Here is a 19,642-nt window from a genome sequence, read left to right as displayed (position 1 = left end):
TCGCATTATGCACCTGAAAAATAAATTCACAAAGCGCCAATTGATGATTTCCTTAAAAAAGGCGATTACCGAACTTCGTTTTGAGCACCGCATTGAAGCCTCATTCGTTCGCTTCCGAGACGAGCTTCACATAATTTTGCTGTTTAAAAGAGGCCTTTAATAAGTCTTCCAATTGCCACCAACCTAAGGTTAAATCCTGCTCGCCGGCGGCGTAAGGGGCGATTTCATACGCCCCGTAAATAAAATGCACGCCATTGAAATCCAAATAAAAATTATCGGAAACATTAAAATCTTGTTTACCGACAAAAGTCTCATCGTCTTTCACTTCGCCATTACGGATATAAACCTCCCACAATAATGCTTTAATTTTTGACAAGACATTTGCATCGAATAAATCGGTTAATTGCAAAATTCGATGGGTCGTCATATCTAACGTGAAATACCGTTTTCCGCCCATGCCATGAGCGCCGCCGCTAAAACCGTAATAGCCGATGGCAAACGTCGCCAATTTTTCCCTCTGGCCGATAAAATCGACCCAGCGCTTATCCTCGTAACCGATACTTGGTATTTCGAGCATTTCTTTTTTGGTGTCGTCCAACTGTTTTTGATATGCTGCAACGAATTCCTCGCGAGTCGGCACGTTGCCGTTTTCACGCGTCAACTCTGCCCACAACAAAGCATTTAACCAATCCGCATTGGTCTTTAAAGTTGAAACGGAATACTCAATCTTGCCTTCCTCCGGTGCATATTCCTTTGATTTTGGATAATTAATCGTTTCGGATTTTTGGAATACCACCTCTTCTTCCGCAAAAATGCTCGGAATAAGATTATCCGCGCGCATTTTTTGTACCGATAAATCCATCTCAAGCCGTTTGTTCTGCTCTGTTAATTGCGAGACGGTTCGATTAAGTTCATCTATTTGGGCTTGCGACTCTTTGTCTTGGCAACCGGCGGTAAGAAGAACGCTCAGAATCAGCGCGGAAATTAATTTGCTTTTCATATTTTTCCTTATAAATCAAATACATTTTTATCACGCAAAATATGATCGTTGCCTTTTCGCCGTAAAAAACCGACACGATCAAAGTATTCCATCAATTGCACCGTCAATTTACGCCCGAAGTTCAAACGGTCACGCACCTCATTTACCGAAGCTTTGCCTTCTTGTTCAGCGATTTGTTTAATCAAACGCGCATAAGCATAAACCGTTTCCGTCAAGAAAAAACGATCTTTTACAATCGGCGTAAGATAGCCAAGTTTTCCCGCTTTATACATAAAATTACGCATCACGGTTTCATCCGTCGCTAACGCATTCGCCATATCACGTACCCAAATGGCTTGCCCATCAGCTTTTTCAAATTCATTTAACACATCCGCCCAGCGCGCTTGTTCTTCGCTGCTAAACTCAATTTTATGTTCGGGTAAATGCAGCCAACCGCGCGTTTGCTGCAAGCTGCCATTATCTAGCATGTCATCAATAAAATGATTAATCAGCTTTTCCGGTTGATTCAGCGCCGCCATACGATAAAGCCGCGCTTTACTAACGCCGAGTTGATCATTGTGCTGCGCGTGATAAAGGGAAAGTGCGGTGACAATTTGCTGCGTTTTTTCTTGCACATAATCAGCGCTAAAACACCAGTCTTGATACCGAACAGCACCGCATTGAAAGAGCATCTCGTCCAGTTGCACGGCATTTAGTTGTTCCAACCACATTAATTGACGTGCCGCGACGGCATTATGTTGCAAGCTTAGCGCAAGGCGTTGCGAGGCATTTTGTGCCATGGCTAAATGGCCGAGGAAGGTTAAACGCGCTTCGGTGCGTTTATGGCGTTTCGGTGAATTAATTTCCAGCACGCGTGCGCCGGCAATTAAACTTTTTGCATCGCCGCTGCGCAAAATGAGTCTATCATCGAACGCGAGGAACAACGGCGAATCCAACATTATTTCCGCTAAAGTGCGGTCATTCTTCGCCACATTTTTGCCTTTGAGCAAGGTTAGTTTGCCTGTCGTGCGAGCGGCGCCGTGATAAACGTGTACAGGCTGGCTTTCGTTCAATGCGGTCTCCGCCCAAATTTCCACAGTGAGACGATCTGTCGGCGGTAGCGGTTCCTCTTGCAATAACCAATCACCGCGTGTTATCGGTGTACGAGCCAGATCCGCATTCAAATTTAACGCTAAACGTTGTCCGGCCAATCCTTGTTCGCTCGGCGTGTTTTGCGCATGAATGGCTTTCACACGCACTTTTTGCCCCGAAGAAAGATAAAGCTCATCATCCACGCTCACCGCGCCTGCGAATGCGGTGCCGGTAACTACCGCGCCCGCTCCTTTCACACTAAATACACGATCGATGGCGTAACGAAACGGCTTATTCGTATCAGCCAATTCCGGCAACTTCTGCAAATAATCACGCAATTCGGCAATGCCTTGACCGGTTTCGGCCGAGGTCACAAAATAATTTGCCTTGCATAAAAAATCATAATTTTGTTTGATTTGTTGGATTAATGCATTGATTTGTTGCGAGTTTGCACGATCTGCTTTGGTAAGCACCACCATGATTTCGTGAAATTGTAACTGACGCAAAATCGCCAAATGTTCCTTAGTTTGCGCCGCAATGCCTTCGTCTGCCGCCACAATTAACATTGCGTAATGCACACCGCCAAGACCTGCCAGCATATTCGATAAAAATTTTTCGTGTCCCGGCACATCAATAAAACCGAGCACTTTTTCTGCCAATGGAAGATAGGCATAACCTAGATCAATGGTCATACCGCGCTTTTTTTCTTCCGGCAAATGCGCCGTACTGGTACCTGTGAGCGCTTTTAACAGCGCGGTTTTACCGTGATCGACATGGCCTGAAGTGACAATAATCATAGTTCGTCTACCGTATTCAAAAGAGTTTCAATATCCGCCACGCTGCGCAAATCCAGCCACAGTTTGCCGTTTTCCATACGTCCGATAATTGGTTGGGAAAGCTGTTTAAAACGTGTAGAAAGTGCGCTCAGTTTTTGTGGCGTTTTTTCAGAAAGCGTCACCGCGACAGAAGGAACGCGTTCCATCGGCTGCGAGCCGCTGCCGATTTGCGCCAAACTATCTTCAATTTGAAGCTGAAAATCTGCATTTAAACGGGATTCCAAGCGGGCTTTTAAGCGTTCGGCATCGGCACGCAATTGTTCGACAGATTTTGTCAGCAAACGCAAAGTCGGCAAGCGTTCACTGAGTTTTTCCGGATTCAAATATAAGCGTAAAGTAGCTTCCAACCCCGCTAAAATCACTTTGTCGCAACGCAACACGCGTTTTAGCGGATGAGCTTGCAATCGCTCTATCCAAGCTTTTTTACCAACAATAATGCCCGCCTGCACACCACCGAGCAATTTATCGCCCGAGAATGACACCAAATCCACGCCCTGCGCCACTTTTTCTTGCACCGTAGGTTCTTTCGGCAAACCGTATCGACTCAAATCCATCAACGCACCACTACCTAAATCGGTTATGACCGGCACATTCATTTCCCGCCCGAGTTCCGCCAACTCCGCTTCGGAAACTGCTGAGGTAAAACCGCAAATTTGATAGTTACTGCTGTGAACTTTCATCAAAAAGGCGGTATTTTCATTAATTGCGTTGCGATAATCGTTCAAATGTGTGCGATTAGTTGTACCTACTTCCACCAGCCGGCAACCGGCTTGTGCCATAATGTCCGGAATGCGGAATGCACCACCAATTTCAATCAGTTCGCCGCGCGAAATAATCACTTCTTTACCTTGCGCAAAAGTCGCCAGCATCAATAACACCGCCGCCGCATTATTATTCACTACGCAAGCAGCTTGTGCACCGGTTAAACGGCATAGCAATTCGCTGATGTAGTTATCGCGGTGACTGCGTTTCCCCTCATCCAAATCATATTCCAATGCTACGTTTTGTCGCATTGCGGCAAGCGCTGCCTGTTGTGACTCTTCCGACCAAAGAGCGCGACCGAGATTAGTGTGCAAAACCGTGCCGGTAAGATTATGTACGGCTTTGATTTGTACTTGATTTTGTTGCTGCAAATATTGTTGCAGTGCGGCAAAAGTGCGCTCAAAATCCAAGAAATTTGTTGGTAATTGTTGATGTTGCTGAATAAATTGACGGGCTTGCACTAATAATGTGCGACAAGCCACCACCACAGCGCTATGCCCGAATTCACTAATGAGTTGTTCGCCTTGCGGCATTTTGAGAAGTTTATCAACGGAAGGCAATTGTTGAAAAAGTGCGGTCATCTTGAGGCTCGTTTAAAAGACATTAAAATTTAAAAAATATTGAAATTTGAAAAACATTGAAATCTGAAAGACATTGAAATGCCCCGTAATTTACGCTAAAGTAACCGCAATTTCAACCGCGGAAGGGCGTCATCTCCGGTGAGGTGGCAGGACTTCAAATCCTGTTGGGGACGCCAGCGTTCCCGGGTGGGTTCGACTCCCATTCCCTTCCGCCAATTATCAAGTGCTTTATCAAAAGTTTCTTTCGGCCTAAAAAAGCGGCGCGTCGTCCCCCAAATCCACACCACCAAAACAAAAAACAACGTTACCTTTCAAAATAGCACCGCATTGAGCGCTTTCAATGCGGTGCTATTTGGTGATCTCAATTTACAAATTCGCTAAATTCCAATTCGTAATCATCGCCGTCTCGGCTGTATTTGATATAGCGCGGGAATTGCTCGCCGGCAAATTTTTTCACCATAATATCTTTGTTACCGGTTTTGAACGTGTAGGTAATTTCCGTGACGGTTTGCTTGCGGTATGTCGTCTGCTTTTCGCTTTTATTCAAGCGCACGTTTTCCATCGGATACAGTTTTTTGCCATTAGTAATTTGGAAGCTATTCGGTAACTTGTCGTAGTAACTTAATTGAAACGCCATGGTGAATAAATCAAAGGTCGGTAATGTTAATGGCTCGCTTTCCAGACCGTTTTTCACTTTGCCGTATTCGATGGTGGTCGGTGAAATTTTGGATACTGCATAAGGTTTGCCGTTGCGAACATCTTGATAATTCACCATTTTAAATTGATTTTCAGTTTGTGAACCGCGTGACGAAAATACGATATTGTAAAGCGGAATATTGATTTTTGCGTTGATAAAATATTGTACGCCGTCCGCATTGAAATGTACGTAAGCGGGCATTAAGTAGTTTGAACTGTATTTGATGTTGTAATCAACAACAGAATGTGCGGTCGGGATGTAGGCAATACAGAGGGCAAAAAGGAGTTTGATAAATTTCATTGATTATCCTTAAATTAAAAGTCGCCTTTTAGAGCGACGTTCAAGTCAAAAGTTTCCCATGAAAAAACCATCTTGTCGGCGAACAAGATGGTTTTTCTATTCGTTTAATGAGGTATTACAAAACCGCACCAGCCATTAAGAAACCAAAGAACACGGATAAAGCGATGGCAATCACTCCCGGAACCAAGAAAGGATGGTTGAATACGTATTTTCCGATACGGGTGGAACCGGTGTCATCCATTTCTACCGCAGCAATTAAAGTCGGATAAGTCGGTAAAATGAACAATGCAGAAACCGCCGCAAAGGCTGCAATCGCGGCCTCAGGAGAAACGCCTAATAACAATGCGGTCGGATATAACGCTTTAGCGGTTGCCGCTTGAGAGTAAAGTAAGGTACTTGCGAAGAACAAGATAACCGCTAAGCTCCAAGGATATTGTTGTAAGAATTCAGCAGATACCGCTTTGATTTGATCAATGTGACCTTCCACAAAAGTATTACCTAACCATGCTACGCCCAATACGCAAATAACCGCAGACATCCCTGATTTAAAGGTGGCCGCATTGGTAATATTAGCAGTATCTACTTTACATGCCATTGTGATGATTGCCGCGGTGGCTAACATAAAAGAGATGATGGCATTATCGCGAGAAAGAATCGGATTTTCGATTAAACCCACAGTTTTACTAATTGCCGTCGCATAAAGCATCACCACCAAAATCGCGAATACGAAAATCATTACCGAGCGCTTCGCGTAAGGTTTAATGTCGATTTGCATTTCGCCGCGCATAGTGATTAAGCCTTTGGCTAAACGATCTTGGTAAACTTCATCAACTTTTAAGTCTTTGCCTAAGAAGTTACAAATCACCGCAGTAACCATACAAGCCGCATAAGTGGTCGGGATCCAAATGCCTAACAATTGTAGGTAGCTTAACCCGAAGTTTTTCTCAAGTTCCGCCGAAAGGAAAACTACCGCCGCGGAAATCGGTGATGCGGTAATCGCAATTTGTGAAGCGATGACAGCAATGGAAAGCGGACGGGAAGGACGAATACCTTGTTCTTTCGCCACTTCCGCAATCACCGGTAAAGTTGAAAATGCAGTGTGACCGGTACCGGCCAATACAGTCATAAAATAAGTCACAGTTGGTGCGAGGAACGTAATGTATTTCGGATTTTTACGTAAAATTTTCTCGGCTAATTTTACTAAGAAATCCATTCCGCCCGCCACTTGCATCGCGGCAATCGCCATGATTACGGACATAATCACGGAAATCACGTCAAACGGAATCGCCCCCGGTTTTAAACCGAGGAGGGAAAGCGCTACAACGCCCATACCGCCCATAAAACCGATACCGATACCGCCTAATCTGGCGCCAAGGTAAATAAAAAGCAGGACGACTAAAAGTTGAACCCAAATCATAATTTTCTCCAGTTATTATCAAATGTTAAATCGTGGCCATACTAGCAATAAAAAATTTGCAAATCTATAACCTAGATCAATAAATATCCGCGAAATAATCTGTGTTATCGTTAAAATTATGATTGATTGCACTTACGGGATAAAATGCGCTTCCCACAAGATTCTATAACGGTTTTCAAGGCCCCAATGCGGTGCTCACAGAGGATCTCGCCGAGGCGTTGGAGGAAAAGCCGTTTTCTTCTTTATTCACCTCATCACCGATAAGAATTTTTTTGAAAGATAGCTCAAGTACGGTTATACTTAAGCCTTCTTTCAGCCGAACATTAATCAACTTAAATTATTGAGACGACAATGCAAGAATTTCTGCCAGACGCAATCGAATTTGCACATAAACACACCCTACTGACTGTTTCTTGGGTTGCGATTTTCGCCATGGTAATTTACGCCTATTTCAAATCCGCCACCGAAAAATTCAAAACCGTTCAATATTCCGAAGCAATTCGTTTAATTAATAACGAAGACGCCTTGGTGGTGGATTTGCGTACATTGGACGAATTCCAACGCGGCCATATTATTAATAGCGTCAACCTACTTCCGAGCGACATCAAAAACGCCAACCTCGGAAAAATCGAGCAACACAAAGAAAAAGCACTGATTTTAGTGGATGCGAGCGGTGTGAACGCATCGACGTCCGCCGCATTATTAAGTAAACAAGGATTTAACAAAGTTTACGTATTAAAAGAAGGTATCTCGGCTTGGACAGGCGCAAATTTACCGATCGTTAAAAAACATAAATAAGGATTAACACTATGTCACAACAAAACCCACAACCTGAAGTCGCCGCCGAAGAATCCCAAGCGGTATTTCAAATTCAACGTATTTACGTGAAAGATGTGTCTTTCGAAGCGCCGAATCTTCCGCATATTTTCCACCAAGAATGGAAACCTAAATTGGGCTTTGATTTAAACACCGAGACCGTACAATTAGGCGATGATTTATATGAAGTCACCTTACACGTGACCGTGGAAACGACCATGGAAGAATCCGGTGATCTCGCTTTTATTTGTGAAATCAAACAAGCGGGCGTGTTTACCATCAGCGGCTTGGAAGATGTACAAATGGCGCATTGCCTAACCTCGCAGTGTCCAAACATACTGTTCCCTTACGCACGCGAATTAGTGTCGAGTTTAGTAAATCGCGGAACCTTCCCGGCATTAAATCTTTCCCCGGTAAACTTTGATGCGCTATTCATTGAGTATATGACTCGCCAGCAAGAAGCTGAAAACGCGCCTGCCGAAGAAACGAAAGAAATGCAACATTAATTCTCGACAAACTGGGCAGATCTTTGATCTGCCCTTTATTTTTGAGGAGAAATCATGCCAATTCAATCTCCCGTCACCATCCTTGGCGCGGGCTCCTACGGCACCGCATTGGCGATATCTTTTTCACGTAACGGTTCGCCTGCTTATCTATGGGGACATAATCCGGCACACATTGAACAAATGCGAGCGGAAAAACAAAATCGCCGCTTTCTACCGGATATTCCGTTTCCCGACGAATTACACCTTGAAAGCGATCTGGCGCAAGCGCTAAACCGTTCGCAAGATATTTTAATCGTCGTACCAAGCCACGCGTTTAATGAAATTCTTGAGAAAATTAGACCACATCTACAGCCGCATCATCGTTTAATTTGGGCAACCAAAGGCTTAGAACGTGACAGCGGACGATTACTGCAAACGGTGGCGGAAGAACAGCTCGGTACGCAATATCCGCTAGCCGTGCTTTCCGGCCCGACTTTTGCCAAAGAACTGGCGCAGGGTTTGCCAACTGCGATTACTTTAGCATCGAACAATGCGTCGTTTGCGCTGGAATTTCAAGCGCGCATTCACTGCAGTAAGCATTTCCGCGTGTATGTGAACCAAGATATGATCGGCGTGCAACTTGGCGGCGCTATTAAAAACGTAATTGCGATCGGCGCCGGTATTTCCGATGGCATAGGCTTTGGTGCCAATGCGCGCACCGCATTGATTACGCGCGGCATCGCAGAAATCACTCGCTTGGGCGTGTCGCTCGGCGCGAATCCGAATACCTTTATGGGAATGTCCGGCTTGGGCGATTTGGTATTGACTTGCACCGACAACCAATCGCGTAACCGTCGTTTCGGCTTAATGTTGGGCGAAGGATTGGATACGCAAACAGCGATGTCAAACATCGGGCAAGTTGTCGAGGGCTTTTACAATACCAAAGAAGCCTATTTACTGGCACAACGGCAAGGTGTCGAAATGCCGATTACGGAGCAAATTTATCAAATGCTCTTTTGTGGCAAAAACGCACAAGAGGTCGCATTAAGTTTGCTCGGACGCGAACGTAAAGGCGAATAAGGAGAAAAAATGACGTTAGAAGTATGGCGACATATTCGTCAAGAAGCAAAAGCATTAGCGGAGTGCGAGCCGATGCTCGCCAGCTTTTTTCACTCGACTATTTTAAAACATCAAAATCTTGGTAGCGCTTTAAGTTACTTGCTCGCCAACAAACTTGCCAATCCGATTATGCCGGCGATTTCTTTACGTGAGATTATCGAGGAAGCCTATAGCGCTGATCCGAAAATTATCGATTGCGCCGCCTATGATATTCGCGCGGTGCGCCAGCGTGACCCGGCGGTGGAATTGTGGTCAACACCGTTATTGTATTTAAAAGGTTTTCATGCGATTCAAAGCTATCGCATCACCCATTATTTATGGCAACAAAATCGAAAAGCCCTTGCCCTGTATTTGCAAAATCAAATTTCTGTTGCTTTTGATGTGGACATTCATCCCGCCGCTAAAATCGGCCACGGCATTATGTTCGATCACGCCACCGGTATCGTGGTAGGCGAAACCTCGGTAATTGAAAATGATGTATCAATTTTACAAGGTGTCACCTTGGGCGGTACCGGCAAAGAATCCGGCGATCGTCATCCAAAAGTACGTGAAGGCGTGATGATCGGCGCCGGCGCTAAAATTCTTGGCAATATCGAAGTGGGCAAATACGCCAAAATCGGCGCCAATTCCGTAGTACTCCAATCGGTTCTCGAACACGCCACCGCTGCCGGTGTCCCCGCCCGTGTTGTAGGACAAGACAAAGGCGCCAAACCGGCATTCGATATGAATCAATATTTTATTGATGATGGAATAAATTTAAATATCTAAGGAAATAAAATGCTCAACAAAGACACCCGACTCTGCATCTCTCTGTCCGGTCGTCCCGGTAATTTCGGCACGCGATTTCACAACTATCTTTACCAAAAACTCGGCTTAAATTTCATTTATAAAGCCTTCACTACCGACGATATCGAACATGCAGTGAAAGGCGTGCGGGCGTTAGGGATTCGTGGTTGTGCCGTGTCCATGCCGTTCAAAGAAAGTTGCATGCCGTTTTTAGACGAAATCTCCGCCTCTGCCCAAGCTATCGAATCCGTCAACACCATCGTCAACGACAATGGATTTTTACGCTCCTATAATACTGATTACATCGCCATCGTTAAACTTATTGAAAAATATCAACTCGATCAAAACGCTTCTGTAATCATACAAGGCAGCGGTGGCATGGCGAAGGCGGTGGCGGCGGCATTTAAAAATTCCGGTTTTGAAAAAGTCAAAATCTTCGCCCGCAATGAAAAAACCGGTAAACACTTGAGCGCGCTTTACAACTACGATTACATCAACACCCTCGTCAATCAAACCGCCGATATTCTGATTAACGTTACACCAATCGGCATGCAGGGTGGCAAAGATGAATTTGAACTTGCTTTCCCCGAAGCCATGATCCGCCAAGCGAAAACCGCTTTCGACGTGGTTGCCCTGCCCGCTGACACCCCACTAATTAAAACTGCCCGAGCCTTAGGAAAACAAACGATCTCCGGTGCGGAAGTTATCGTCTTACAAGCGGTCGAACAATTTGAACTTTACACCGGCAAAAGACCAACCGAAGAACTCATTGCTGAAGCCGCGGAATATGCGAGAAACAATGCATAATGTGCGGTGAATTTTGAGCCTGTTTTGAGCTTACGATAGCGCGGGCGAAAATTAGCGGCGATTTTTACTGCAATCGTAAGCCACAGCGTTTTTCGGATAATCGTAGCCTGCTTTCACTTGTCGGTAATCCACTCGGCTACATTTCTTCAATATAGGATCATCTTGTTCGACTACTCGAATAACGACGGGAAAGTCGATTCTTTTATCATATGAAGAAAACGGGCCGAAAGGTCCCCACAACGGCACAGAGGATTCCATGATAACCGCGCCGTCTAATAAAAAGCCGACGCCTTTCAAATCAGTTGCGTTGAAATTACCGTCATGCGTAAATCGGCACGGATCATTTCTGGTTTGGTATCCATGCCCCTTTGTTGAGCTAAGGATGAAGCAATTAAAAACACGATCTCCATCAATTTCCCAATAATAAGGTTGCCCCTTAACAGCCACATAAGGTTCGGGAAGCGGGTGGCGCGGACTTTCACAGGCGGTTGCCAGAATGCAACAAAAGCAAGATAGGAGTATTTTTACAGTTTTCATAAGCTATTAAATTTTCCGATAAAGCCAAATATTAGGCGTTTTTAAACGGTTAAGAACGCCTTTCCCCGAAATTATATCGCAGTTACAAATGTTGAAATTACCCCTACCAAATAGCACCGCATTGGAGCCGCTTTCAATGCGGTGCTATCGTTTATGCTTAATTTAAACGGTTTGTGCACTTGCTACATAATTTCGTCTTTTCAATTATGAGAGCAATTTTCTCGCCGCCTCGACCACGACGGAAACCGCTTTTTCTTCCGTCTCTTTCATCGTTGATTCATTCGGTATTTCTTGTTGAGTGCGGTTGACAATCACGCCCGCCACCATGCCCGCGCGCAAACCGAGCGCATTACACATTGTGAACAACGTCGCCGATTCCATTTCATAGTTCATCACATTCAGTTCTTGCCATTGTTTAAGTAGGCCTTGGTAATCGCGATAAACTTTGCCGCTATAAGTATCGTAACGTTCTTGGCCCGGATAGAAAGTATCGGAAGATGCCGTAATACCGACAAAAGGCTTGAGCCCTTTTCCAGCACCGCATTGAACAGCGCCGTAGTGCATTCAAAATTCGCCACCGCCGGATATTCGATCGGCGCAAAATGGCGACTTGCACCATCTAAACGTACCGCCCCGGTGGTAATCAAAATATCGCCCACATTAATATGCGGCTGAATCGCACCGGTGGTACCAATACGCAAGAACGTACGCACGCCAAGTTGCGCCAACTCCTCCACGCAAATGGAAGTAGACGGCCCGCCGATACCGGTGGAACACACGACGACCGCCTGTCCGTTCAAATACCCCAGCCAAGAGGTAAATTCACGCGTGCTGGCAAGAAATTCGGGATTATCAAGTCGTTTCGCGATGCGTTCGCTACGCGCCGGATCGCCCGGCACAATAGCGAGTGTAGCTCCTTTGAGTTGAGATTTGGTGAGATTAAGGTGGAATACATCTGACATAGTCGTCTCCCTATTGTCGTTTTGTTTGAGATCGTAGTCTTTTCTTTTGCTCACACAAAAGAAAGTAGCAAAGGAAAGCGCCTCCGACTAAACCGCCGCTCCTTTTTTGCGTTTGGGTGAACCTCTTATTTAGCACCGCATTGGAGCCTTATCTGACAAGGGTTCAATGCGGTGCCAGAAGGCACGCTTAAATCACGCGCCGATAAATCTACTGTGTAAATTGCCTGAACGAGAATGAAATTTTTAGAACAACAATGCCGTCGGACGAAACCCAATGAAGCGATGCCTACTTTTTCAGGGCACCTAAAATTCCCCGCATAATCTGCTTTGTTACCTCATTACGAATGTTGCGCCCTACCGATTTTGCCACGCTGTTCACTATTTGTTCCGTAGGGCTAAGTTTTTCGCCGCGTTTTTGCGGACCGAAAAGTATACGGCTGAGGCTGCCGAAAAGACCGTTGTCTTCTTGCGCCTGTTTTTGTTGCTCGGCAGTTAAATCCGCCTGTGTGTTTAACACTTCAAATGCCGATTCGTTATCCACATAATCTTTATAGAACGCGTACAAATCGTCGTCTTTCACCCAAGCGGCGCGCTGTTCGACGCTAATCGGCGCCAATTGGCTTTTTGGCGGAAAAATAGAGGCAATTTCGACCGGTGTCGGCATGCCTTTTTCATCTAAGAAAGAAACCAGCGCCTGCCCCACGCCAAGGGTGGAAATGGCTTCCATCACATTCACTTTAGGATTGGAACGGAACGTATCCGCCGCTGATTTCACCGCTTTTTGATCGCGCGGCGTAAAAGCGCGTAAAGCGTGCTGCACACGGTTGCCAAGCTGGCCGAGCACGGTATCCGGCAAATCCAGCGGATTTTGCGTGACGAAATAAATGCCCACGCCTTTGGAACGAATTAAGCGCACAACCTGTTCCACTTTATCTACCAATACGCTTGGCGCACCGTCAAACAGCAAATGGGCTTCATCGAAGAACATCACGAATTTCGGTTTGTCGGGATCGCCTACTTCCGGTAGTTGTTCAAATAATTCCGCCATTAACCAAAGCAAGAACGCGCTGTACATGCGCGGAGAGTTAATTAATTTTTCCGAATTAAGCACATTAATGATGCCGCGGCCGTCACGGGTTTGTAACCAATCTTCCAGATTCAGTGCCGGTTCACCGAATAAATTTGCCGCACCTTCATTTTCCAGCGTTAATAAAGCGCGTTGAATGGCACCCACGCTGGCGGCGGACACATTGCCGTATTCCACTTGGAAAGCTTTGGCATTTTCCGCCACATACTTCAACATGGCGCGCAAATCTTTTAAGTCAATAAGCAATAAACCTTTGTCATCGGCAACGCGGAATACAAGGTTGAGCAAGCCTTCTTGAGTGGCATTTAAATTTAATAAACGGGAAAGTAACAATGGCCCCATTTCGGAAATGGTGGTGCGTAGCGGAATGCCACTTTCGCCGAATACATCCCAGAACGATACGGGATAACCGCTTAAATAGCTTTCGCCACCTAAATTGAATTGTTCGATGCGTTCGGCGATTTTACCTTGCATGGTACCCGGTCGTACCAAGCCGGAAAGGTCGCCTTTCACATCCACTAAAAATACCGGTACGCCGTCATCACTGAAAGCTTCCGCCATTTTACGTAAGGTGACGGTTTTACCGGTGCCGGTGGCACCGGCGATTAAGCCGTGACGGTTAGCCATTTTGGCGGTAATTCCGAGCGTGTGCCCCAGTTCGTTACGGGCAAGATCGTATTGCATAAATGTTCCTTGCTATTTGTGTTTTTTGGCGTAAGGAATAATAAGGAAAAAACCAATTACGGTCAAAAATAAGAGGTTTTCGGGTATAATTCCGTACGTTTTATTAGGAGTTTGAAATGTCCAAAGCAAAAATTTTGATGATAAAAATTGGGGAAGTCGAGCAACTCACTTTTGCGGACGGTTCGATGTATGAAAGTGCGATTCGCAAACGGCCGGTCAATGCGGTGCTGATCCATGAGTGTGGCGCGGTCGGCAATGATGTGGGCTTAAAAAAGCACCACGGTGGGCCGGACAAAGCGCTATTTTTTATGTCTGATGTATCTTTTTCCGCATTAAACGAATTGCTTGGCGAAAATTTTACTTACCACGGCACGGCAATTTACGGAGAAAATTTTGTGGTGTCGGGCTTTGACGAGGATTCCGTGTGCGTGGGCGATCGCTTTAAAATCGGTTCGGCCGTATTGGAAGTGTCGCAACCGCGTAAGCCTTGTGAGCGCTTATCGAAAAATACCGAAAATGAAAACACTCAAAAAATCGTGCATCAGTCCGGTTGGACGGGTTGGTATGTGCGTGTAATTGAAACGGGCGAAATCACGAAAGGCGACGAAATGATTTTGCAATGTCGTCCTTATCCGCAATTGACCATTCGTCATTTGAATGGCTTGTTGTCAGGCAAACCGACTACGGAAGAATTGGAACAAGCCCTTGCCGTCGAGGAATTGGCGCCGGCATTTAAACGTTCATTAAATTCACAATTAAGCAAAATTCAGGAAATTAAAAATGCGGCCTAATTCGAGCGAATTTTTTAGCTCCCTTTGCCCTTGTCAATCAGGCAAGGATTACCGCACTTGTTGTGGCTTATTTCATACGCATCAAGCGCAACCTACAACCGGCGAGCAACTGATGCGCTCCCGTTATTGCGCCTACGCGCTGAAAAATATTTCTTATATTGTAGAAACTACCGTGCCCGCCCAACAAACTTTGCTCGACATTGCGGCGTTGAAAAATTGGGCGGAGACGACACAATGGCTCGGCCTACAAATTTTGCGCACGGAAGCCTTAACAAAAAGTCATTGCGCAGTGGAATTTAACGCCCTTTTTAAAGAAGTTAAAGGAGGAAAAGAGGGCGAACAATCGCATCATGAACGTTCGATTTTTGTGAAAATGAATGAACGTTGGTACTTTGTGGATCCCACCGTAACGCTACCGACAATGAAACAACCTTGCATTTGCGGTTCTCGCAAAAAATTCAAACATTGTTGCGGGGCATGGTTATGAAATTAAGTTCGTTTTTACAACGTTTTTACTTGCGCTTCAAACAAAACAAACTCTCGCAAGCCGCCGGTGCGCTTACTTACAGCACCATGTTGGCCATTGTGCCATTGATTATGGTGGTATTTTCCATTTTTTCTGCCTTTCCGGTGTTTAACGAAGTGACCGATGCACTGAAAGAATTTATTTTCGCCAATTTTGCACCTTCCGCCGGCGATGTGGTCGGGCGATATATCGATGAATTTGTGAACAATTCTAAAAAAATGAGTGCGGTGGGTATCGTAAGTCTCATCGCTGTGGCATTAATGTTGATGAATTCTATCGATCGTACGCTCAATGGCATTTGGCAAGGCACCGACAGTCGCCCGATTTTTACCTCATTCGCCATTTACTGGCTGATTTTAACCCTTGGCCCTTTGCTTATCGGTGCCAGCATTGCGGCGAGCGCGTATGTGAAGGCGATGCTTACAAGCGCCGAACATTTATCCTTCGGCCTGAAGTTGCTCGGTTTGGTGCCGTTTTTGTCTACTTGGTTTATTTTCACCGTGATTTATATGGTGGTGCCGAATAAAAAAGTCAGCATCAAACATTCCGCTGCCGGCGCCTTGATTGCAGCGCTGTTTTTCACTTTAGGCAAACAGGCGTTTGCTTGGTATATCGCGACGTTTCCGTCCTATCAATTGATTTACGGCGCCATGGCGACCTTACCAATTATGTTGTTATGGATTCAACTAAGCTGGATGTTCGTGTTGCTCGGCGCACAACTGGCGGCTGTACTGGCAGAAACGAAACCGGGAAAAATACACTTGGAAAATCAAACGAATATAGAGAAACAATATGATTGCATTAATTCAGCGCGTGACCCAAGCCAAAGTGGAAATTGACGGTGAAATCGTCGGACAAATCGGCAAAGGCTTGTTGGTATTACTCGGTGTAGAAAAAGAAGATAATTATACAAAAGCGGATAAATTAGCGGAAAAAGTGTTGAATTACCGTATTTTCGGCGATGAACACAATAAGATGAATCTTAATGTACAACAAGCGGGCGGTGAATTACTGGTCGTATCGCAATTTACGCTGGCCGCCGATACGCAAAAAGGCTTGCGCCCGAGCTTTTCAAAAGGCGCGGCACCGGCTCTTGCCAACGAATTATACGACTACTTTTCGCAACGATGCGCAAAAAAAATTCGCGTGGCGAACGGCCGTTTCGCCGCTGATATGCAAGTCAGTCTGACCAATGACGGCCCGGTGACATTCTGGTTAACATCGTAACGATATAACGGCGCTATCGTTCAAGTTGCTTTTCAGCACCGCATTGGAAGCGCACCAAAGCATTCGGCGACAAGAAGTGCATTTTCATCTCAAACAATCGAATGCGGTGCCGTACGGTCAGGCCGTAAACGACCGGAATGAAATCCATGATAAAGAAATAACGAAAGCGACCGCTTTACTTGCGCAATTTAATCAATTCAACGGCGTGGTCGGCGCCTTTGGTTAAAATCAAATCGGCACGTTCGCGCGTCGGCAAGATATTTTCGCGCAAATTCAGGCCGTTAATGTTTTCCCAAATACTAGCGGCTGTGGCAATCGCTTCTTGTTCAGACAGTTTGGCGTAATGTTTGAAGTAGGAATTTGGATCGCTAAAGGCGCTTTGGCGAAATTTCAAGAAGCGTTTGATATACCATTCTTTTAACAACACCTCTTGCGCATCCACATAAATGGAAAAATCCACAAAATCGGAAACAAAGGTTTGATTGCTGTTATTACCCGCGGTTTGTAACACATTCAGCCCCTCTAGAATCAGAATATCGGGCTGCTTGATCTCGGTAAATTCGTGCGGAACGATATCGTAGGTTAAATGGGAATAAATCGGCGCTTGCACTTTTTCTTTGCCGGATTTGATTTCAGCCAAAAAGCGAATTAATTTTGCCGTGTCATAAGAAACAGGAAAACCTTTCTTGTGCAGTAAATTATCTTGCTTAAGTTTTTGCAACGGATGGAGGAAACCGTCGGTGGTAATAAGATCGACTTTTCGTTCATTCGGCCAATGCGAGAGCAACGATTGCAAAATCCTCGCCGAAGTGCTTTTACCTACCGCAACACTGCCGGCGATGCCGATAATATAAGGAACTTTCGGATTTTGTACGCCAAGAAAACGATTGAGTACCGTTTGGCGACGGAGATTTTCTTCAATGTAATAATTAATCAAACGAGTGAGAGGTAAATAGATTGTACTCACTTCATTTAGCGAGAGCGCTTCGTTAAAGCCTAATAAAGGCTTGAGATCTTGTTCGGTGAGTTTTAACGGCACCGATTTTCTTAAGTCCGCCCATTGTTCACGGCTAAAGCTTAAAAATGGAGTGAGTTGGTTTGAGAATACCACGTTTGATTAGGTGAATTACTGAAAATCGTTAGGGGAAAAATATACCTTATAAAGGGCAGCCGTGCATTGTTTTTCTTAATATTTGTCGAAAATAACAACTCAAAAATAATGATTTTGCTTGTAAATTAGGCGAATAACGAAAAAAACAGTTTTTTTTAGAAAAAAGACTTGTCAGCTAAACTTTTTTACATATAATACGCCTCACTTATTTACGACGCCGACTTAGCTCAGTAGGTAGAGCAACTGACTTGTAATCAGTAGGTCATCAGTTCGATTCCGATAGTCGGCACCATTCTTACGTAAATTAAGTATTCATTTAGTGTGGAGGGGTTCCCGAGCGGCCAAAGGGGGCAGACTGTAAATCTGTTGGCTCAGCCTTCGAAGGTTCGAATCCTTCTCCCTCCACCATCTTTTAGATGAATCTGATGGGACAGACGAATTTAGGACTTGCGGGCATCGTATAATGGCTATTACCTTAGCCTTCCAAGCTAATGATGCGGGTTCGATTCCCGCTGCCCGCTCCACAAACGCTGATATAGCTCAGTTGGTAGAGCGCACCCTTGGTAAGGGTGAGGTCGGCGGTTCAAATCCGCCTATCAGCACCAGCCTCAAAAATTCTCTTCCTTTTATATTAAAATCAAAAAATTTTATTGGTTAATGTGGTTTAATTTACCCATCGATAACCGTGTCTATTTAGAGGATCTCTTTAAATGTCTAAAGAAAAATTTGAACGTACAAAACCGCACGTTAACGTGGGTACAATCGGCCACGTTGACCACGGTAAAACAACTTTAACAGCAGCAATCACTACTGTATTGGCAAAACACTATGGTGGTGCAGCTCGTGCATTCGACCAAATTGATAATGCGCCTGAAGAAAAAGCGCGTGGTATCACCATTAACACATCCCACGTAGAATATGACACCCCAACTCGTCACTACGCACACGTAGACTGTCCGGGACACGCCGACTATGTTAAAAACATGATTACCGGTGCGGCGCAAATGGATGGTGCTATTCTTGTAGTAGCAGCAACTGATGGTCCTATGCCACAAACTCGTGAACACATCTTATTAGGTCGCCAAGTAGGTGTTCCGTACATCATCGTATTCTTAAACAAATGCGACATGGTAGATGATGAAGAGTTATTAGAATTAGTTGAAATGGAAGTTCGTGAACTTCTTTCTCAATATGACTTCCCGGGTGACGATACTCCAATCGTACGTGGTTCTGCACTACAAGCATTAAACGGTGTTGCTGAATGGGAAGAAAAAATCCTTGAATTAGCAAGCCACTTAGATACTTATATCCCAGAACCTGAACGTGCTATCGACCAACCGTTCCTTCTTCCAATTGAAGACGTGTTCTCTATCTCCGGTCGTGGTACTGTAGTAACAGGTCGTGTAGAGCGCGGTATTATTCGTACCGGTGATGAAGTTGAAATCGTAGGTATCAAACCAACTGCGAAAACAACCGTAACCGGTGTTGAAATGTTCCGTAAATTACTTGACGAAGGTCGTGCAGGTGAAAATATCGGTGCATTATTACGTGGTACAAAACGTGAAGAAATCGAACGTGGTCAAGTATTGGCAAAACCGGGTTCAATCACTCCGCACACTGATTTCGAATCTGAAGTGTACGTATTATCTAAGGAAGAAGGTGGTCGTCATACTCCATTCTTCAAAGGTTACCGTCCACAATTCTATTTCCGTACCACTGACGTAACCGGTACTATCGAGTTACCTGAAGGTGTGGAAATGGTTATGCCTGGCGATAACATCAAAATGACTGTATCCTTAATCCACCCAATCGCGATGGACCAAGGTTTACGTTTCGCTATCCGTGAAGGTGGTCGCACAGTAGGCGCCGGCGTGGTTGCGAAAATCATCAAATAATTATTTGATAAATTAACTAAAAAGGCGACTTGAAAGAGTCGCCTTTTTGTTTACCTAAAATAAATCAATATAGTAGCCAAAACAGGAATAATTACAGAATAATAGTTCAATTTATTCATGTAGAAATCGTTTTTATGCGTTTTTA

Annotated in this window: 19 protein-coding genes, 5 tRNA genes and 1 pseudogene; 15 read left to right on the top strand and 10 right to left on the bottom strand. The window is 45.0% G+C overall.

What is annotated here, in order from left to right; genetic code table 11:
• Positions 1-100 precede the first annotated feature (100 nt).
• Genes AB3F25_RS00705 through selA form a run of 3 tightly spaced genes read right to left on the bottom strand, consistent with a single transcriptional unit; the run spans position 101 to position 4,250 of the window.
• Complete coding sequence (locus tag AB3F25_RS00705) at positions 101-1,000, bottom strand: DUF3298 domain-containing protein (RefSeq protein ID WP_373603622.1); 900 nt, start codon at positions 998-1,000, stop codon at positions 101-103.
• Between the two features lie 8 nt (positions 1,001-1,008).
• Entirely contained in the window at positions 1,009-2,868 is a 1,860-nt protein-coding gene (selB, locus tag AB3F25_RS00700) for a selenocysteine-specific translation elongation factor (RefSeq protein ID WP_373603621.1), read from the bottom strand.
• A complete protein-coding gene (gene selA / locus AB3F25_RS00695; RefSeq protein WP_373603620.1) occupies positions 2,865-4,250 on the bottom strand; it encodes an L-seryl-tRNA(Sec) selenium transferase in 1,386 nt (461 codons plus the stop codon). Before selA ends, selB begins: the two co-directional genes overlap by 4 nt.
• Positions 4,251-4,370: 120 nt before the next feature.
• Here selA and AB3F25_RS00690 point away from each other — a divergent pair.
• Positions 4,371-4,465, top strand: a tRNA-Sec gene (locus AB3F25_RS00690).
• Between the two features lie 146 nt (positions 4,466-4,611).
• Here AB3F25_RS00690 and AB3F25_RS00685 read toward each other — a convergent pair.
• Both AB3F25_RS00685 and AB3F25_RS00680 read right to left on the bottom strand, forming a co-directional pair.
• Entirely contained in the window at positions 4,612-5,247 is a 636-nt protein-coding gene (locus tag AB3F25_RS00685; protein WP_373603619.1) for a hypothetical protein, read from the bottom strand.
• Positions 5,248-5,362: 115 nt separating this feature from the next.
• Complete coding sequence (locus tag AB3F25_RS00680; RefSeq protein ID WP_373603618.1) at positions 5,363-6,664, bottom strand: anaerobic C4-dicarboxylate transporter; 1,302 nt, start codon at positions 6,662-6,664, stop codon at positions 5,363-5,365.
• A 351-nt stretch (positions 6,665-7,015) separates the two neighbouring features.
• Here AB3F25_RS00680 and AB3F25_RS00675 point away from each other — a divergent pair, with 351 nt between their 5' ends.
• The 5 genes from AB3F25_RS00675 to AB3F25_RS00655 are packed head-to-tail and all read left to right on the top strand — an operon-like array spanning position 7,016 to position 10,677.
• Complete coding sequence (locus AB3F25_RS00675) at positions 7,016-7,462, top strand: rhodanese-like domain-containing protein (RefSeq protein WP_373603617.1); 447 nt, start codon at positions 7,016-7,018, stop codon at positions 7,460-7,462.
• An 11-nt stretch (positions 7,463-7,473) separates the two neighbouring features.
• Positions 7,474-7,986, top strand: coding sequence for a protein-export chaperone SecB (gene secB, locus AB3F25_RS00670; RefSeq protein ID WP_373603616.1), 513 nt, complete (start codon positions 7,474-7,476; stop codon positions 7,984-7,986).
• A gap of 54 nt (positions 7,987-8,040) precedes the next feature.
• Complete coding sequence (gene gpsA / locus AB3F25_RS00665) at positions 8,041-9,045, top strand: NAD(P)H-dependent glycerol-3-phosphate dehydrogenase (RefSeq protein ID WP_373603615.1); 1,005 nt, start codon at positions 8,041-8,043, stop codon at positions 9,043-9,045.
• Between the two features lie 9 nt (positions 9,046-9,054).
• Complete coding sequence (gene cysE / locus AB3F25_RS00660; RefSeq protein ID WP_373603614.1) at positions 9,055-9,852, top strand: serine O-acetyltransferase; 798 nt, start codon at positions 9,055-9,057, stop codon at positions 9,850-9,852.
• A 9-nt stretch (positions 9,853-9,861) separates the two neighbouring features.
• A complete protein-coding gene (locus AB3F25_RS00655) occupies positions 9,862-10,677 on the top strand; it encodes a shikimate 5-dehydrogenase (protein WP_373603613.1) in 816 nt (271 codons plus the stop codon).
• 51 nt (positions 10,678-10,728) lie between these two features.
• Here the strand turns inward: AB3F25_RS00655 and AB3F25_RS00650 are convergent, their stop codons facing one another.
• The 3 genes and pseudogenes from AB3F25_RS00650 to AB3F25_RS00640 form a co-directional block, all read right to left on the bottom strand.
• On the bottom strand, positions 10,729-11,214 hold the full coding sequence (locus AB3F25_RS00650) for a hypothetical protein (protein WP_373603612.1): 486 nt from the start codon (positions 11,212-11,214) through the stop codon (positions 10,729-10,731).
• Between the two features lie 204 nt (positions 11,215-11,418).
• Positions 11,419-12,176, bottom strand: a pseudogene (gene udp, locus AB3F25_RS00645) (uridine phosphorylase).
• A gap of 286 nt (positions 12,177-12,462) precedes the next feature.
• Positions 12,463-13,947 carry a helicase HerA-like C-terminal domain-containing protein gene (locus tag AB3F25_RS00640; RefSeq protein ID WP_373603611.1) on the bottom strand — a complete coding sequence of 495 codons (1,485 nt, stop codon included), beginning with the start codon at positions 13,945-13,947 and terminating at the stop codon, positions 12,463-12,465.
• A gap of 116 nt (positions 13,948-14,063) precedes the next feature.
• Between AB3F25_RS00640 and AB3F25_RS00635 the strand changes: the two genes are divergently transcribed.
• The 4 genes from AB3F25_RS00635 to dtd are packed head-to-tail and all read left to right on the top strand — an operon-like array spanning position 14,064 to position 16,491.
• Positions 14,064-14,738, top strand: a complete 675-nt coding sequence (locus AB3F25_RS00635) for an MOSC domain-containing protein (RefSeq protein ID WP_373603610.1) — start codon at positions 14,064-14,066, stop codon at positions 14,736-14,738.
• Positions 14,728-15,225: a YchJ family protein gene (locus AB3F25_RS00630; RefSeq protein ID WP_373603609.1), complete on the top strand. Its 498-nt coding sequence runs from the start codon at positions 14,728-14,730 to the stop codon at positions 15,223-15,225. Before AB3F25_RS00635 ends, AB3F25_RS00630 begins: the two co-directional genes overlap by 11 nt.
• Entirely contained in the window at positions 15,222-16,103 is an 882-nt protein-coding gene (locus tag AB3F25_RS00625) for a virulence factor BrkB family protein (RefSeq protein WP_373603608.1), read from the top strand. Before AB3F25_RS00630 ends, AB3F25_RS00625 begins: the two co-directional genes overlap by 4 nt.
• Positions 16,057-16,491, top strand: coding sequence for a D-aminoacyl-tRNA deacylase (gene dtd, locus AB3F25_RS00620; protein WP_373603607.1), 435 nt, complete (start codon positions 16,057-16,059; stop codon positions 16,489-16,491). The genes AB3F25_RS00625 and dtd overlap by 47 nt, the downstream gene beginning before the upstream one ends.
• Before the next feature lie 13 nt (positions 16,492-16,504).
• Here dtd and AB3F25_RS00615 read toward each other — a convergent pair whose 3' ends face one another.
• Positions 16,505-16,639: a hypothetical protein gene (locus AB3F25_RS00615; RefSeq protein ID WP_373603606.1), complete on the bottom strand. Its 135-nt coding sequence runs from the start codon at positions 16,637-16,639 to the stop codon at positions 16,505-16,507.
• A gap of 27 nt (positions 16,640-16,666) precedes the next feature.
• Positions 16,667-17,602: a type I pantothenate kinase gene (gene coaA, locus AB3F25_RS00610; RefSeq protein ID WP_373603605.1), complete on the bottom strand. Its 936-nt coding sequence runs from the start codon at positions 17,600-17,602 to the stop codon at positions 16,667-16,669.
• Between the two features lie 216 nt (positions 17,603-17,818).
• Between coaA and AB3F25_RS00605 the strand changes: the two genes are divergently transcribed.
• The 5 genes from AB3F25_RS00605 (at position 17,819) to tuf (ending at position 19,497) form a co-directional block, all read left to right on the top strand.
• Positions 17,819-17,894, top strand: a tRNA-Thr gene (locus tag AB3F25_RS00605).
• A 31-nt stretch (positions 17,895-17,925) separates the two neighbouring features.
• Positions 17,926-18,010 (top strand) — tRNA-Tyr (locus AB3F25_RS00600).
• 41 nt (positions 18,011-18,051) lie between these two features.
• Positions 18,052-18,126 (top strand) — tRNA-Gly (locus AB3F25_RS00595).
• Between the two features lie 5 nt (positions 18,127-18,131).
• Positions 18,132-18,207: transfer RNA gene (locus AB3F25_RS00590), tRNA-Thr, on the top strand.
• Between the two features lie 105 nt (positions 18,208-18,312).
• On the top strand, positions 18,313-19,497 hold the full coding sequence (gene tuf / locus AB3F25_RS00585; protein ID WP_314885774.1) for an elongation factor Tu: 1,185 nt from the start codon (positions 18,313-18,315) through the stop codon (positions 19,495-19,497).
• The last annotated feature ends 145 nt before the right edge of the window (positions 19,498-19,642 follow it).

This window comes from Aggregatibacter sp. HMT-949 (assembly GCF_041734645.1).
In the GTDB taxonomy this organism is placed as follows: domain Bacteria; phylum Pseudomonadota; class Gammaproteobacteria; order Enterobacterales; family Pasteurellaceae; genus Rodentibacter.
This window is presented reverse-complemented; position numbering and strand designations above follow the sequence as displayed.

Excerpts from the sequence above, each read along its gene's own strand:
- AB3F25_RS00705 (WP_373603622.1), bottom strand. The coding sequence starts at position 1,000 with ATGAAAAGCAAATTAATTTCCGCGCTGATTCTGAGCGTTCTTCTTACC.
- selB (WP_373603621.1), bottom strand. The coding sequence starts at position 2,868 with ATGATTATTGTCACTTCAGGCCATGTCGATCACGGTAAAACCGCGCTG.
- selA (WP_373603620.1), bottom strand. The coding sequence starts at position 4,250 with ATGACCGCACTTTTTCAACAATTGCCTTCCGTTGATAAACTTCTCAAA.
- AB3F25_RS00685 (WP_373603619.1), bottom strand. The coding sequence starts at position 5,247 with ATGAAATTTATCAAACTCCTTTTTGCCCTCTGTATTGCCTACATCCCG.
- AB3F25_RS00680 (WP_373603618.1), bottom strand. The coding sequence starts at position 6,664 with ATGATTTGGGTTCAACTTTTAGTCGTCCTGCTTTTTATTTACCTTGGC.
- AB3F25_RS00675 (WP_373603617.1), top strand. The coding sequence starts at position 7,016 with ATGCAAGAATTTCTGCCAGACGCAATCGAATTTGCACATAAACACACC.
- secB (WP_373603616.1), top strand. The coding sequence starts at position 7,474 with ATGTCACAACAAAACCCACAACCTGAAGTCGCCGCCGAAGAATCCCAA.
- gpsA (WP_373603615.1), top strand. The coding sequence starts at position 8,041 with ATGCCAATTCAATCTCCCGTCACCATCCTTGGCGCGGGCTCCTACGGC.
- cysE (WP_373603614.1), top strand. The coding sequence starts at position 9,055 with ATGACGTTAGAAGTATGGCGACATATTCGTCAAGAAGCAAAAGCATTA.
- AB3F25_RS00655 (WP_373603613.1), top strand. The coding sequence starts at position 9,862 with ATGCTCAACAAAGACACCCGACTCTGCATCTCTCTGTCCGGTCGTCCC.
- AB3F25_RS00650 (WP_373603612.1), bottom strand. The coding sequence starts at position 11,214 with ATGAAAACTGTAAAAATACTCCTATCTTGCTTTTGTTGCATTCTGGCA.
- AB3F25_RS00640 (WP_373603611.1), bottom strand. The coding sequence starts at position 13,947 with ATGCAATACGATCTTGCCCGTAACGAACTGGGGCACACGCTCGGAATT.
- AB3F25_RS00635 (WP_373603610.1), top strand. The coding sequence starts at position 14,064 with ATGTCCAAAGCAAAAATTTTGATGATAAAAATTGGGGAAGTCGAGCAA.
- AB3F25_RS00630 (WP_373603609.1), top strand. The coding sequence starts at position 14,728 with ATGCGGCCTAATTCGAGCGAATTTTTTAGCTCCCTTTGCCCTTGTCAA.
- AB3F25_RS00625 (WP_373603608.1), top strand. The coding sequence starts at position 15,222 with ATGAAATTAAGTTCGTTTTTACAACGTTTTTACTTGCGCTTCAAACAA.
- dtd (WP_373603607.1), top strand. The coding sequence starts at position 16,057 with ATGATTGCATTAATTCAGCGCGTGACCCAAGCCAAAGTGGAAATTGAC.
- AB3F25_RS00615 (WP_373603606.1), bottom strand. The coding sequence starts at position 16,639 with ATGGATTTCATTCCGGTCGTTTACGGCCTGACCGTACGGCACCGCATT.
- tuf (WP_314885774.1), top strand. The coding sequence starts at position 18,313 with ATGTCTAAAGAAAAATTTGAACGTACAAAACCGCACGTTAACGTGGGT.